This is a genomic window from Krasilnikovia sp. MM14-A1004 (assembly GCF_047159485.1).
Lineage (GTDB): Bacteria > Actinomycetota > Actinomycetes > Mycobacteriales > Micromonosporaceae > Actinoplanes.
Window position 1 is genome coordinate 6,292,037 of record NZ_AP038773.1, and the last position, 12,755, is coordinate 6,304,791.

The 12,755-nt window shown below is 71.1% G+C and carries 15 protein-coding genes; 10 read left to right on the top strand and 5 right to left on the bottom strand.

Going from position 1 to position 12,755, the window contains the following annotated elements; translation table 11 throughout:
• Positions 1 to 154 precede the first annotated feature (154 nt).
• The 7 genes from pseB (at position 155) to ACMCNN_RS27325 (ending at position 7,086) form a co-directional block, all read left to right on the top strand.
• Positions 155 to 1,129 (top strand): UDP-N-acetylglucosamine 4,6-dehydratase (inverting), encoded by a 975-nt coding sequence (pseB, locus tag ACMCNN_RS27295; protein ID WP_412747286.1) that lies wholly within the window; start codon positions 155 to 157, stop codon positions 1,127 to 1,129.
• Positions 1,129 to 2,253 (top strand): DegT/DnrJ/EryC1/StrS family aminotransferase, encoded by a 1,125-nt coding sequence (locus ACMCNN_RS27300; RefSeq protein ID WP_412743353.1) that lies wholly within the window; start codon positions 1,129 to 1,131, stop codon positions 2,251 to 2,253. The genes pseB and ACMCNN_RS27300 overlap by 1 nt, the downstream gene beginning before the upstream one ends.
• Positions 2,254 to 2,258: 5 nt before the next feature.
• Positions 2,259 to 3,140, top strand: a complete 882-nt coding sequence (locus ACMCNN_RS27305) for a hypothetical protein (RefSeq protein WP_412743354.1) — start codon at positions 2,259 to 2,261, stop codon at positions 3,138 to 3,140.
• On the top strand, positions 3,137 to 4,858 hold the full coding sequence (locus ACMCNN_RS27310; RefSeq protein ID WP_412743355.1) for a hypothetical protein: 1,722 nt from the start codon (positions 3,137 to 3,139) through the stop codon (positions 4,856 to 4,858). Before ACMCNN_RS27305 ends, ACMCNN_RS27310 begins: the two co-directional genes overlap by 4 nt.
• A 29-nt stretch (positions 4,859 to 4,887) precedes the next feature.
• Positions 4,888 to 5,616 (top strand): cytidylyltransferase domain-containing protein, encoded by a 729-nt coding sequence (locus tag ACMCNN_RS27315; protein ID WP_412743356.1) that lies wholly within the window; start codon positions 4,888 to 4,890, stop codon positions 5,614 to 5,616.
• Positions 5,617 to 5,641: 25 nt separating this feature from the next.
• A complete protein-coding gene (locus ACMCNN_RS27320) occupies positions 5,642 to 6,700 on the top strand; it encodes a PseG/SpsG family protein (protein ID WP_412743357.1) in 1,059 nt (352 codons plus the stop codon).
• 62 nt (positions 6,701 to 6,762) lie between these two features.
• Entirely contained in the window at positions 6,763 to 7,086 is a 324-nt protein-coding gene (locus ACMCNN_RS27325; protein ID WP_412747287.1) for a type II toxin-antitoxin system VapB family antitoxin, read from the top strand.
• A gap of 20 nt (positions 7,087 to 7,106) precedes the next feature.
• Here the strand turns inward: ACMCNN_RS27325 and ACMCNN_RS27330 are convergent, their stop codons facing one another.
• From ACMCNN_RS27330 to ACMCNN_RS27340, 3 genes are read right to left on the bottom strand one after another with little or no spacing between them, the layout of a single operon-like run.
• Positions 7,107 to 7,565 carry an NUDIX hydrolase gene (locus tag ACMCNN_RS27330; RefSeq protein ID WP_412743358.1) on the bottom strand — a complete coding sequence of 153 codons (459 nt, stop codon included), beginning with the start codon at positions 7,563 to 7,565 and terminating at the stop codon, positions 7,107 to 7,109.
• Positions 7,562 to 8,413 (bottom strand): hypothetical protein, encoded by an 852-nt coding sequence (locus ACMCNN_RS27335; protein ID WP_412743359.1) that lies wholly within the window; start codon positions 8,411 to 8,413, stop codon positions 7,562 to 7,564. The genes ACMCNN_RS27330 and ACMCNN_RS27335 overlap by 4 nt, the downstream gene beginning before the upstream one ends.
• Positions 8,410 to 9,189, bottom strand: a complete 780-nt coding sequence (locus ACMCNN_RS27340) for a GntR family transcriptional regulator (protein WP_412743360.1) — start codon at positions 9,187 to 9,189, stop codon at positions 8,410 to 8,412. The genes ACMCNN_RS27335 and ACMCNN_RS27340 overlap by 4 nt, the downstream gene beginning before the upstream one ends.
• A 312-nt stretch (positions 9,190 to 9,501) precedes the next feature.
• On the opposite strand from ACMCNN_RS27340, the gene ACMCNN_RS27345 reads away from it, so the two are divergent.
• A complete protein-coding gene (locus tag ACMCNN_RS27345; RefSeq protein WP_412743361.1) occupies positions 9,502 to 9,693 on the top strand; it encodes a hypothetical protein in 192 nt (63 codons plus the stop codon).
• Positions 9,694 to 9,711: 18 nt separating this feature from the next.
• Here the strand turns inward: ACMCNN_RS27345 and ACMCNN_RS27350 are convergent, their stop codons facing one another.
• Positions 9,712 to 10,221: an RNA polymerase sigma factor gene (locus ACMCNN_RS27350; protein ID WP_412743362.1), complete on the bottom strand. Its 510-nt coding sequence runs from the start codon at positions 10,219 to 10,221 to the stop codon at positions 9,712 to 9,714.
• Positions 10,222 to 10,452: 231 nt separating this feature from the next.
• On the opposite strand from ACMCNN_RS27350, the gene ACMCNN_RS27355 reads away from it, so the two are divergent.
• Together ACMCNN_RS27355 and ACMCNN_RS27360 are read left to right on the top strand one after the other, a co-directional pair.
• The gene (locus ACMCNN_RS27355) at positions 10,453 to 11,034 is read left to right on the top strand and encodes a hypothetical protein (RefSeq protein ID WP_412743363.1); all 582 of its coding nucleotides are present in this window, start codon (positions 10,453 to 10,455) and stop codon (positions 11,032 to 11,034) included.
• A gap of 145 nt (positions 11,035 to 11,179) precedes the next feature.
• Positions 11,180 to 11,551 carry a hypothetical protein gene (locus ACMCNN_RS27360; protein WP_412743364.1) on the top strand — a complete coding sequence of 124 codons (372 nt, stop codon included), beginning with the start codon at positions 11,180 to 11,182 and terminating at the stop codon, positions 11,549 to 11,551.
• A 52-nt stretch (positions 11,552 to 11,603) separates the two neighbouring features.
• Here ACMCNN_RS27360 and ACMCNN_RS27365 read toward each other — a convergent pair whose 3' ends face one another.
• A complete protein-coding gene (locus ACMCNN_RS27365) occupies positions 11,604 to 12,629 on the bottom strand; it encodes a proprotein convertase P-domain-containing protein (RefSeq protein ID WP_412743365.1) in 1,026 nt (341 codons plus the stop codon).
• Between the last annotated feature and the right edge of the window lie 126 nt (positions 12,630 to 12,755).

Below are 12,755 nucleotides of genomic sequence, written 5' to 3' on the forward strand. Positions count from 1 at the left end.
TCCCCCACCACCCTAGTCCGCGCGACCAATCGAAGCTGAACAGGATGTGAATGGATGTTGGCGTTTTCCACAGCCCCTGGAATTGCACCGACGCGCAGTTATGCTTCCGGCCGAGTCGCCCTTCGGCCGCCACCCCCTGGAGTTATTCGTGAGCATTACAAGTGGATCCTCGATCCTCGTGACCGGAGCCACCGGCTCGTTCGGCAAGGCCTTCCTGCGCTACGCACTGGACAACCTGGACCCGCAGCGCATCGTCGTGTTCTCCCGCGACGAGCTGAAGCAGTACGAGCTGCGGCAGATGTTCGCCGACGACCCGCGGCTGCGGTTCTTCATCGGTGACATCCGAGACCGCGACCGTCTGGTGCGCGCCATGCACGGCATCGACCACGTGGTGCACGCCGCCGCGCTCAAGCAGGTCGACACCGCCGAGTACAACCCGTCGGAGTTCGTCGCCACCAACATCGACGGCTCGCAGAACGTCATCGACGCGGCCATCACCGCGGGCGTGCAGCGGGTCGTGGCGCTGTCCACGGACAAGGCGTCCAGCCCCATCAACCTGTACGGCGCCACCAAGCTGGTCGCCGACAAGCTGTTCATCGCGGGCAACCACTACGCCGCCCACCACCCGACCCGGTTCGCGGTGGTGCGCTACGGCAACGTGATGGGCAGCCGCGGCTCGGTGGTCCCGCTGTTCCGCAGCCTGAACGCCGAGGGCCGCAGCCTGCCCATCACGGACAAGCGGATGACCCGGTTCTGGATCACCCTGGAGCAGGCCGTCAAGTTCGTCGTGGACTCGTTCGACCGGATGCAGGGCGGCGAGCTGTTCGTGCCGCGCATCCCCAGCATGCGCATCCTCGACCTGGTCGAGGCCGTGGCGCCGGACGCGCCCACGCATGAGGTCGGCATGCGCCCCGGCGAGAAGCTGCACGAGGAGATGATCTCCGCCGACGACAGCCGCCGCACCCTGCGCTTCCCCGACCGGTACGTCGTACAGCCGGTCGTGGCCAGCTGGGGCTACCGGACCCCGGAGGGCGGCGAGCCGGTCGCGGACGGCTTCAACTACCGCTCCGACAACAACGACCTGTGGTTGGAGGTCGACGAGATGCGCGACCTGCTGAAGGTTCCGTGATGCTGCCGTACGGGCGACAGTCCGTCGACGAGTCCGACGTGGCCGCGGTGGTCGAGGCCATGCACAGCGACTGGCTCACCACCGGCCCCCGGGTCACCCGCTTCGAGCGGGACCTGGAGGAGGTCGCCGGGGCCCCGTGCGTGACGGTCAGCAACGGCACGGCCGCGCTGCACACCGCGTACGCGGCCGCCGGGATCGGCCCGGGCGACGAGGTGGTCACCACGCCCATGACGTTCGTGGCCACCGCGGCCACCGCGGCCATGCTCGGGGCGACCGTCGTCTTCGCCGACGTCGAGGACGACACCGCGAACCTGGACCCGGCCGCCGCCGAGGCCGCCGTAACCTCGCGGACCCGTGCGGTCACCGCTGTCGACTACGCCGGACACCCCGCCGAGTACGACCAGCTCCGCAAGGTGGCCGACAGCGCCGGAGCGGTGCTGATCGCGGACGCGGCGCACGCCATCGGGTCCGCGTACCGGGGGCGGCCGGTCGGTGCGCTCGCCGACCTGACCACCTTCTCGTTCTTCCCGACCAAGAACCTCACCACGGGCGAGGGCGGCGCGGTCGCGTCGACCGATCCGATTCTGCTGGAGCGGGCCCGCACGTTCCGCACGGTCGGGCTGGTGCGCGACCCGGCCCGGCTGCGCCACCCCGACGAGGGCGGCTGGCACCAGGAGGTGCACGAGTTCGGCCTGAACTACCGGCTGCCCGACGTGCTGTGCGCGCTCGGCAGCGCCCAGCTGCGGCGTCTGGCCGACTTCAAGGGGCGGCGCTCCGCGCTCGCCGCGCGATACGACGCACTCTTGGCGGACGTGGCCGGGCTGCGGCTGCCCGCCCGCAAGGCGTGGGCCGACCCGATGCGTCACCTCTATCCGGTGCGGATCCTCGACGGCCGGCGCCGCGAGGTGTACGAGCGGATGCGCGCCGCGGGCATCGGGGTGCAGGTCAACTACCTGCCCGCGTACTGGCACCCGGTCTTCGAAGACCTCGGGTACCGGCGCGGCCTGTGCCCGGTGGCCGAGGCGTTCTACGCCGAGCAGCTGTCGCTGCCACTGTTCGCCGATCTGACCGACGCCGATCAGGACCGCGTCGTCGACACCCTGCGTACCGTGCTGGGGAGCTGACGCCGGTGCACCACGCCAACCATTTCTACGGCCACGCGCACGTGCTGGCCGCGTACTGCGGGCTGGACCCGGACGACCCACCGCGGATCGACGGGTACCTGCAGCACGGCTGGAACGTGCTCGACGGTCTGGGCGCCGGGACACCGTACGTGTCGGGGCGGCCGATCTTCGTGTGGTCCGAGCAGACCCGGCGGCGGGCGTGGTCGATGGGGCGGCGGCAGGCGACCGTCGTCGGGGCGCCGTTCCTGTATCTCATGGCGATGCGCCCCTCGGAGCCGCAGCCGCGCGAGGGCACGCTGTGGTATCCGTTCCACGGCTGGGAGAGCCAGCACGTGCACGGCGACCACCGGCGGCTCATCGACGAGATCAGGGCCACCGAAGCCGGCCCTGTCACCTTCTGCCTGTACTGGCACGAGTACCGCGACGACCGGATCCGGGCCGTGTACGAGACGGCCGGCCGGGTCATCTGCCACGGCTACCGCGGCCAGCGCTGGCGCGACACCGACCCGGAGTTCCTGCCCCGGCAACTGGCCGAGCTGCGCCGCCACCGGCGGGTCGCGTCGAACCGCCTGGGCAGCGCGATCCTGTACGGCGCCGCGGCCGGTTGCGCCCCCGCCGTGTACGGCGACCCGATGCGCCTGGCCGGTGAGGACTCCGCGACCGCCGATCGCATCCGCCGCCAGTGGTCCGAGCTGCACGGCGTACACCCCGACCCGGTGGTGGCCGCGGCCAGCGCCGCCGCCGAACTCGGCGTGGACAGCCTCGCCTCGCCCGCCGAACTGCGCGCCATCCTCGGCTGGCACACCCCCCGCGCAGCGGAAGGCCGCCGCCGGGCCGAACAGCGGGCGCTGGCCGCCCACGTGTCGGCATCGCGGGGCGCCTCATGACGGAGACGAAGAACACGGTGCGGCTGATCGGCGGGGAGATGCCCGCCTGGTCCGACCGGCGTCCCGGCGAACGGCCGCCCGCCGGTGGTCCCGTCCTGGCTCACCTGCTCGGACGGCTGGCCGTCCTGCTGCCCGCCGGCGGCCGGGCCCTGATCGCCGGACCGCACGACGACGCGATCGTGGCCGAACTGACCGCGCACGCCGAGGTCACCTGCCTGCTCCGGGCCAAGCCGGACGCGGACCGGCTGGCCGGGCGTGGCGTCACCGTCCTGTGTGGCACCCTGGCCAAGCTCACCGACGCGGACCGCTACGACGTCGTTGTCGCGCTCGACGGCCTCGACCGGTTGTGTTCCGTGGAGGGCCCCCAATACGACTGGGCCGAGGCCCTGCAGGTGCTGCGCCGCACGTTGCGTCCCGGCGGCACCCTGCTGCTCGCGGTCGAGAACGAGCTGGGTGTGCACCGGCTGGTCGATCGCAGCGCCACCACGTCCGCGCACACCGACGGCGCGTGGCGGCCGCTGGGCGAGTTCGACGAGTCCAAGCCGGGGAACCCGACCCGGCTGGCCGCCCGCCTGGCCGGTGAGGGACTCGCCGTCTCCTGGCTCGGCGCGGCGTGGCCGCTGCCCGCGTCGCCGACCCTGGTGGCCACCCCGAACGCCCTTCAGGAGGGCCCGGCGGGCGCGCTCGCCGGTGCCGCAGCGGGCGCGGTCGGCGCCGCGTACGCCCGGCGGCCCGTACTCAGCGACCCCCGCCGCCTGGCCGCGGCGGCCGTTCGCGGCGGCCTCGGGGCGGAGTTCGCCGCCGCCTGGATCGTCCTCGCCCACCGGTCACCCCGTCCTGCGCTCTCCGTCTCCCTGCCCCCCGCCCTGCTGAGCAGCGGCCCGATCCAGAGCGGCCCAATCCAGGGCGGCCCGGACACGAACGGCCCGGACCCGAACGGCCCGGACACGAACGGCCCGGCCCTGGACAGCCCGGCTCCGGACAGCCCGGCTCCGGACAGCTCGGTGCTGGAACTCGGCCGTGACCGCGACGGCGGCTGGGTGCGACGAGTCGTCGGCGGTGCCGCCACGGCGACATCGCGCCGCGACCCCACGGCACTGGACGGGCCGATGCCCACCGGGCAACTGCTGGAAGAACTCCTGCTGGGCGCCTGCCTGCGACACGACCTTCCCCGGCTCCGGCGGCTGCTCACCGGCTGGTCGGCATGGCTGGCGACGCTGGACGGTCAGCGGGCGTACGCGACCGTCGACAACGTGCTGCTCGACGGCGACACGTACACGCTGCTCGACCCCAGCCCCCGCGACCCGGACCCGCCCGCCGCCCCCGCGGCCACCGTGGCCGCGCTGCACCGGCTCGCACACACCCTGACCTCCGGCGGATACGCCCACCCGTGGCCGGCCGCCACCGACCCGGACACCCTGACCGCGGTGTTGACCGGCGCGGCCGGTCTGGACGTCAGCCTGGACCTGCCCGCCGCCCCGGTCCCCACCGAGCCGGACTCGCTGCGCGAGCACGAGGAACAGCTGCGGGCCCTGCGCGCGCAGCTCGCCGACGCGACCGCCCGCACCGACTGGTACGAGCAGGAACTGTCGCTGCGCGACGCCGAACTGCGCCGCGCACACCTGCAGATCGACCTGTTCAGCGGCAGCCTCGGACACCGGCTGGCCCGGATCGGTCTCACCGTCGCCCGCCGCGCCCGCCGGACCCTGCGGCGCTGACCCGCACCCCTCACCAGACAAGGAAACCCATGCACACCCTCGGAATCGTCCAGGCCCGGATGGGCTCGTCCCGGTTGCCCGGCAAGGTGCTGCGGCAGCTCGGCGACCGTACGGTGCTGGAACGCGTCGTCCGCGCCGCGCAGGCCGCCGGTGTGCTGGACGACCTCGTCGTGGCCACCACGACCGAGGCCAGGGACGACGCCGTCGAGGCCGAATGCGCGCGGATCGGCGTGGTGTGTCACCGCGGTCCCACCGACGACGTGCTGACCCGGTTCCTGGGCGTCCTCGACGGGCACCCGGCGGACGCGGTGCTGCGCTTCACCGCGGACTGCCCCCTGCTCGACCCGCGCCTGGTGCGGCTGGCCGCCACGGTGTTCGCCGCGACGCCGGGCCTGGACTACCTGAGCACCTCGATCGCCCGCACGCTGCCGCGCGGTCTGGACGTCGAGGTGGTCCGCGCGGACGTGCTGCGCGCGATCGACCCGCTGGCCACCGCCCACCACCGCACCCACGTCACGTCGTACGTGTACGCCCATCCGCGCGACTTCGCGGTGCTCGGGCTGACCCTGCAGCCTGACCTGTCGGACCTGCGGCTCACCCTGGACACCGAGGACGACTGGCGGCTCATCGAGGCGATCGTGGAGCATTTCGGCGACGAGCCGATCGAGGTCCGCGTCCTCGCGGACTGGCTCGCGGACCGGCCGGAACTGACCGTACTCAACGCGCACGTCCGCCAGAAGGCACTTCAGCAGGCCTGAGCGGGTACACGGGGAAGGGCACTGAATGATCAGCGTCGGAATTCGTTGCGACGCCGGGCCGCGTACCGGGGTGGGACATCTGGTGCGCTGTGTGGCGCTGGCCGAGGAACTCGTCCACCAGGGCGTGGCTGTGCATTTCCTCAGCGACCTGGGCGGCGTCGCCTGGGCGCATGCCCAGTTGGAGCGACGCCGCCTGGCCTGGCATCCCGCCCCGTACGACGAGGTGGGTCTGGTCGCGGCGTCCGCGCGGCTGGGCCTGGACGCGCTGGTGACGGACTCGTACGAGCTGCCTCCGGCGCACGCGGCGGCCGTCCGGGCGACCGGACGCGTCGTCATGACCGTGGTCGACGGTGACCTGCTCGGGCAGCCCGCCGACGTGTACGTCGACCAGAACCTCGACGCCGACCTGGTCGCGCCGGACCTGCCGCCGGGCGCGGTCCGGCTGGCCGGGCTGGACTACGCGCTGCTGCGTACGGCGGTGCGCGAACGCCGCCCGGCCGCGCCCCGGGACGCGGTTTCCGGCCGTACCCCGACGGTGGTGGCGTTCTTCGGCGGGACCGACGCCTTCCGCGCCGCCCCCGTGATCGGTCGTCTGCTGGTCGCGACCGGGGCGGCCTTCGACGCGATCGTCGTGGCCGCCGACGACGGCCTGCGCGACGAACTGCTGGCCGTGGCGCCGGGCCCCGGTCAGCGGCTGCGGGTGATCGCCCCGACCGACGAGCTGCCCGCCCTGCTGGCCGACGCCGACCTGGCGGTCAGCGCCAGCGGCACCTCCACCTGGGAGTTGCTCTGCCTCGGCCTCCCGGCCGCACTGGTCCGGGTCGTGGACAACCAGATCCTCGGGTACGAGCGCACGATCGCGCGCGGGCTCGCGGCCGGGCTCGGACACCTGCCGACCCTGCGCGCTCCCGGCATCGAGGCGGACACGGCCGTGCGTGTGCTGCGGGAGCTGCTCACCGACGCGGCGGCGCGCGCAGCTCTCAGCGCTCGGGCTTGGGCCGCGGTGGACGGCCGTGGGCCCGAGCGGGTCGCCAGCGCATTGCTGGCCGCGATCCGCTCCGCGTCCGTATCACCGCACGCCTAACCGTACCGACGGCGATCCGGGACGGGCCAGGCTGTTCTTGTTGACACCCATGGCAGTGACTGATTGATCTTGACGATGACGCGCTCACGGAGGCGATGCGGCTATCCGGCTCGATGAGCAAGACCGACACCGTTAACCTCGCGCTGCATGAGTACCGGTGGCTGTACAAGCCACGTGCGCGTGATCGCTCTGACAACCTGATGGCATGGCAGCCGAGCAGGTGGAGCACGCCGGTGTTCGATATGCGATTCAGTACGATCCATGTCAGCGGCGGCGAGCCACGTGACATCCCTTATGCGGTGATGCGATGGTTCATGGGCAAGGTCATCGATGAGGTCGAGCGCGGTCGTGCTGCGCCAGCCACGAGCACCGAGGGCGACACGTAGTCCGCCCGACCCCCGAAGGCCTAACGGGTTGGCGGGGTGACTTCCTCAGCGAGCAGGTGCACCCCGTCGTGGAGCCGGACGGCGACGTCGGTGGCGTCGAGGGCGTCGAGTACGCGGATGGCGAAGGTTTCGCCCATGCGCTGGGCGACGTCGTCCGCGCTCCACCAGTCGACGGCCGCGCTCTCCTCGGTGGGCCGAGGCTGGCCACTCACGATGCGGGCCCGGAAGACCAGGGCGACCACGCCCAGGCGGAGGTTCTTGTACACGCCGGTGAGGCGTTCGGGTTCGGCGATGACGCCGGTTTCCTCTTCGACCTCACGGCGCATCCCGGCGTGGATGGACTCGCCGAGTTCGAGGATGCCGCCCGGGATCTCCCACTTGCCGTTGTCACGGCGCTGGACGACCAGGACCCGACCGCCCTCATCGGTGATCACGGCGGCGACGCTGACGGAGTGACGGGGGCGTTCCGGCGGGGTCATGCGGGTTTCCCTTCGTCGAAGAGGCAGAGGGCTGCGGTGGCGTCGTCATGGCGTTTGTAGCGCGGCTGGGCGCGTCCGTCGCGGTCGGCGTGCTCGGCGGTGCGGACCTGGCGGATCAGCTCGGCGGGACCTGCGGTGGTGAGTAGGTCGAGCAGGCCGGTCCAGTCGTACAGGGCGAACTGCTCCACAGCGGCAGACGCACCGTCGGTGAGCAGCGCAGCGCGGCGCACCCGCCCGGGTCCACGCAGCGGCACCGTGCCAGTGACCGCCTCGTACGCCGCCCCGGGGTCGGCCGAGGCGATCCAGTACCCGTGCGGCTGGTTGGTGTACTCCCATTTGCGAGTGGCCGCGGTCTTCATGCGTTCGGCGTGCTGGGCGGTACCGACCGCGCCCGGCACCAGGGCCGCCTGCCGCACGTCGGCAATGACCTGGTCGAAACGCAGATCGTTGACGACCTCCTGCCGGTCGCCGAGGTCGAGAACCAGCGGACTGTCACAGAGCACCAGGTAGTCGACTTGGTCATCACCAGCGCGAAGGAGGCACGCGGTCGCCGCAGGCGTGCCGGGATGCCCCAGGTCGCAGGTACCCCGGTGCTTCCCCGCGACAGCGTCGATTGCCCGGGCGAGCAGGTCAGGCAACGCCGCGTCCGGTGCCTCGCCATACGCTGCGCCGAGCTGCCCGGCCAGGCGTTGCACATACCAGGTAGGGGTGTGCGTGCACCCGTTGTGAAGGTCGGCGGGCTGGGTGACCCCGTCGAACACTGCGACCAGGTCACCGACTACAAGTGCGCTGTCCTCGTTGGCCGGCTGGCCCGGGGCGGCTTCGGTGGCGAGCCGGACTTCCATCATTTCCGCTTCCCCGCGCGGGCGGCATCGTCCCAGTCGTATCGCAACGACCACAGGTGACCCGGCATCACGTGAACGCAAACCTCGACGGGCCGGTCCTTCGCGTCGTACGCCACGTGCCAGATCTCGAACACCGGCAGGGTTGCTTCGATGTCGAGCAGGCGCTGCTCGGCGTCGTTGGGTACCCGCACGGTCACGTCCTCGGTGAAGCGCACCGGGCCATGGCCAAGGTCAGCGAGGCGGGAGTAGGAACCGCCCTTGCCGACCTCCGCCTTCATCAGGGCGTCGTCGCCACCGACGATCGACCAGGGATAGTACGAGTCGGCCATCTGCGCGGGCTCGTCGTTGGCGTAGAGCACCCGGCGCCGGACGAGCGTGTCTTCGCCGCTGTCGAGTTGCAGGAGCTGGGCGACCGCCGTCGGAGGTGGTACACGGCGGATCTCCCGGTAGTCGGTGCGCGACTGCAGGTCCAGTGAGGCGACCTCGACCTGCCCGGCGCCGGTGCCCTGTTCACGTGCTGCGTAGCGGCGTTTGGCATCTCGGGTGATTCGCGGCAGGCTGCGTACGTAGGTGCCTGAGCCGCGCCGGACCTTCACGTCGCCGGACGATCGCAGCAGGGTGACTGCCTTGTTGACCGTGACGCGGGATACGCCGAGTTCGTCGGCGAGCCGCTGCTCGCTGGGCAGCAGACTCCCGGGCTGGTAGGTGCCGTCCTGGATACGGTCGCGCAGTTCGTCCGCGATCTGGGCGTACTGAGATCTCGGCGTTTCGATCGGCACTAGAGCTCCCGCTACGGGTCTGCCTGCAACTTTGCGATCCCAAGGATATACGTAAGACGTGTTGCCTCTCGCATGCCGCCGGGTTATCGTCGACGTACGACGTCTTACGTCCGCGGCCGGAGTGCCCGAGCGCGCGCAACCCAGAGTGGTGAGCCGGATGGCCGTTCCAGGCGGAATGAAGGTGCGAGCACCGTTCGATTACGTGGATGGTGACGTTGTCCGGCCCGCCCTCATCGAGTGCAGCGGAGACGCGGGCAGCCGGTCGCCAGGGTGGAGTCGAAAGACTGCCTCACGGTTGAGATTGGACAGGACATGAATGCGCAGAGTTGCGATCCCCTGATCGAGATCGCCGAGCAAGTCGCGTTCTGCTTCGCCGAGCGCGGCTACGCCTTCGTCGAGGACGACAAGGTCGAAGCCCTGGCCGACACCCTCAGGTCATTCCTGAAAGCCGCGGGCATCCCCGTGCACGGCGTCTCGGACGATCCCCCTCCCGAGTACTGGTGATGCGCACCGGCCGGGCACTCAATCCCCGTTGTCCAGGTGCACACGCAGCTTGTCGAGGGCCCGGCGGCGGAGCCTGGCGACGGTGCCGCGGTGCACCCCCAGCACCCCGGCGGCCTGGTCGATCGTGTACCCGTCGACGTCGACCAGCAGCACCACCGCTGCCTGTCGTGGCGTCAACATCGCCAACATCCGCACGGTCTCGCGACGCGCGTCCTGCCACCCCAGCCCACCGTCGTCGCCGATCTCCTGCGGCTCCGCACGTAACAGATAGCGACGTCGCCTGCGCCACTCGTCGCGGAGCACGTTGATCACCGTCACCATCGCGTACGCGAACGGCTCCGGATGCTCCACCAGCCGCTGCGGATGCCGCGCCAGTTTCAGGTACGCCTCGTGCAGCGCGTCCTGCGCCGCTTCCGGGTCCCCGCTGACCACGACGGCCCGGCGGTACAGCCGGGGCAGCAACTCACAGAAGAGATCGTCGAACTCCTTGCGCCGCGAGCCGAACACCTCGATGCCGCGGTCCCCCACGCCGGACCTCCCCATGGCCGAGCGATCCAGGCACCAGCTGCCACCGGTCGTCGACGGCACCCGCGCGCGAACCCATCCATTGAACTCTGTCACTGCGTTGTCCGTCAGTCCCGTCGTGTGACCACAATCGGTCACCGACCGACCGTCCTCTGTGGCGATACGATCGGGCGGATGTCGCGGTCCGCCACGGCCGGCAGGGTTGTGTGCGGCAGCAGTCGCCGTGGAGGCGGGATGCCCGAGCACCGGACGCCGCACGACACCGCGGCGGAGCTGCGCTCCCGGATCGGCGCGTTCGAGGATTCCGTGGTGCCGCCGCCGGGTCTGGTCGAGCGGGTGACCGCGCCGGAGATGCCCTACCGTCGACGGCGTCGCATGGGGCGCTGGCGCTGGCCGATGCTCGCGGCGACGGCCGCGGCGGTGGTGTGTCTACTGGTCGGGGCGTTCGTGGGCGCCGGATGGCAGCGCCGGCAGCAGGAGCCACCGTCGGGCAGCGGCGGAATCTCGATGACGGTCTACAACACCGAGGCCGCCTGCCAACCGTTGCGCACCATCGAGTGCGGGCTCGGCGTGCGCCGCAGCCCGTACCGCGTGCCGACCGACGAGCTTCCGGTGGCCCGGGTGTGGCACGGCGACACGGTGGTGGTGGACTGCGTCGTGATCGACGGCAGACGGATCACCGACGAGCAGGGCGTCTCGTCGACCCGGTGGTACAAGGTCCGCACCCCACGGGGAGCGGTCGGATTCCTGCCCGCGGTGCGTACCCGCAACAGCGTCGAGGTCCGGCTCTGCCCGCAAGACGACGTGCCCCGCTGAGAATTCCCGGTCCGGCTGTCATACCGCAGACCACTGCGATTCGTGTACGGATCGACGTCGACGCACGGCAGCACCAGACAGCGGGGACCGGCGGCGCGCACCGGGTGCCCCGCGCCATCTCGTCATCGACCGGAGGACACCGGACATGCGCAGCACGAAGAGAATCGCCACCGCGGTCGTCGGCACCGCGGCCAGCGCCGCATTGCTGCTCGGCACTACCGCCACAGCGGCACAGGCCGCGACGTACCAGGGCTGCCCCGACGGGTACGTCTGCCTCTACCCCGAGAACGCCGGGTGGAACGGCGGCAACCCGTCGTACAAGTGGTACTACTACGGGTCCTACAACCTCAGCAACCAGTACGGCACCCACCGGATCTACAACAACCAGACCGGCGGGGCCAGGGCCTGGCTGTGCAACGGCTGGAACGGCACCGACTGCCCCGTCTACCAGCCCGCGGGCACGTACTCGGACACCAACTTCACGCCGATCAACTCGGTAAAGCTCACCGCCAACTGATCCCGCGATGGCGGAGTCCGGGCCTCTCGGGCCGGACTCCGCCATCAGACGGTCACGGGTTGACGGTCCAGCCGACCAGCTGGGTCGTTTCCGTGTTCCCGTTGAAGAGGCGCAGCTCCCACACCCCGTTCGCCGGGCCCTGCGAGGCGTCCACCGTGAACGTCTCGTCGAGGCTCTTCCGGTGCCGGTCGTAGTTGGCGGCCTTGACCACTCGGCTGTAGCCGTTCGGGGTCAGCAGCTCGACCTTCAGGGGTTCGACGTCCTGGCCCCGCAGGTGGAGTTCCACCGTGGTCGTCTTGGAGGCGGCCCGGTCGCAGCCGGACACGTTCACCCAGCTCTTGGCGGTGGTGATCCAGGGCGCCCAGACCGGTACGTCGGTGTGGCCAGAGCAGCCCGGCTGGTGCCCGGGAACGGTGAGCGTGAAGGTCGTCTCCTCGTAGTCGGCGGAACTCCAGCCGACCACCCGGATCGGATAGGTGCCGGGAGGCGTGTGCTTCGTGGTCTGGACGGTCATGGTCGAGGTACCACCCTCGCCGATCTCCCACGGGCTGAACGCCACGGTGACGTCGGCAGGCAGCCGGTCGGCGTAGAACATGATGTTGTGCCCGGGACCGGAGGCGGTGACCGTCGCGGTGGCCGCTCCGCCGGGCTCGACCGTGGACGCCTCCGGCCCGACCGCCATCGTGATGCCGGTGATGGTGAGGTCGAAGGTGGCGGTCCCGGTGTACAGCTCGGCACCGTCGGAGAACGCCTTGACCTCGATCGGGTACGCGCCCGTACGGGACTTCGACGAGGTGCGGATGGTCAGGGTCGTCGACTCCCCCGCCGTGATGTTCTTACGCTCGAACGCGACATCCGCCGAGGACGGAGTGCCCCAGTAGCCGAGGGTCAATGCGGTCGGCGGCCGGTCGGGCAGCGCTTCGGTCCGCACCGCGACCGTCACGGTGTCGCCGGGCTTGATGGTCGTGGCGGAGGGTGTCGCGCTGATGGTGAACGGCGCATCGGCCGCGGAGGCCGGCGTGACGCCCACGGTGGCCGACATCGCCAGCAGGCTGGCGACGACACCGACCCGCATCATGGCGAGGCGCCCACGGCGTACTGATGTGGTGATGATGTGCTCCTTGTTCGGGGCCGGGGCGCAGCGCCCTGGCGGCAGTCAGCAGGGGGTGGCGGCCCACTGTCGATGGGTTGGACATGCGTGAAT

What these genes read in the sequence shown, in the direction of transcription:
- ACMCNN_RS27310 (WP_412743355.1), top strand. Translation starts at nt 3,137, where the DNA reads ATGACGGAGACGAAGAACACGGTGCGGCTGATCGGCGGGGAGATGCCC.
- ACMCNN_RS27360 (WP_412743364.1), top strand. Translation starts at nt 11,180, where the DNA reads ATGCGCAGCACGAAGAGAATCGCCACCGCGGTCGTCGGCACCGCGGCC.
- ACMCNN_RS27320 (WP_412743357.1), top strand. Translation starts at nt 5,642, where the DNA reads ATGATCAGCGTCGGAATTCGTTGCGACGCCGGGCCGCGTACCGGGGTG.
- ACMCNN_RS27335 (WP_412743359.1), bottom strand. Translation starts at nt 8,413, where the DNA reads ATGATGGAAGTCCGGCTCGCCACCGAAGCCGCCCCGGGCCAGCCGGCC.
- ACMCNN_RS27355 (WP_412743363.1), top strand. Translation starts at nt 10,453, where the DNA reads ATGCCCGAGCACCGGACGCCGCACGACACCGCGGCGGAGCTGCGCTCC.
- ACMCNN_RS27365 (WP_412743365.1), bottom strand. Translation starts at nt 12,629, where the DNA reads ATGATGCGGGTCGGTGTCGTCGCCAGCCTGCTGGCGATGTCGGCCACC.
- ACMCNN_RS27300 (WP_412743353.1), top strand. Translation starts at nt 1,129, where the DNA reads ATGCTGCCGTACGGGCGACAGTCCGTCGACGAGTCCGACGTGGCCGCG.
- ACMCNN_RS27315 (WP_412743356.1), top strand. Translation starts at nt 4,888, where the DNA reads ATGCACACCCTCGGAATCGTCCAGGCCCGGATGGGCTCGTCCCGGTTG.
- ACMCNN_RS27345 (WP_412743361.1), top strand. Translation starts at nt 9,502, where the DNA reads ATGAATGCGCAGAGTTGCGATCCCCTGATCGAGATCGCCGAGCAAGTC.
- ACMCNN_RS27330 (WP_412743358.1), bottom strand. Translation starts at nt 7,565, where the DNA reads ATGACCCCGCCGGAACGCCCCCGTCACTCCGTCAGCGTCGCCGCCGTG.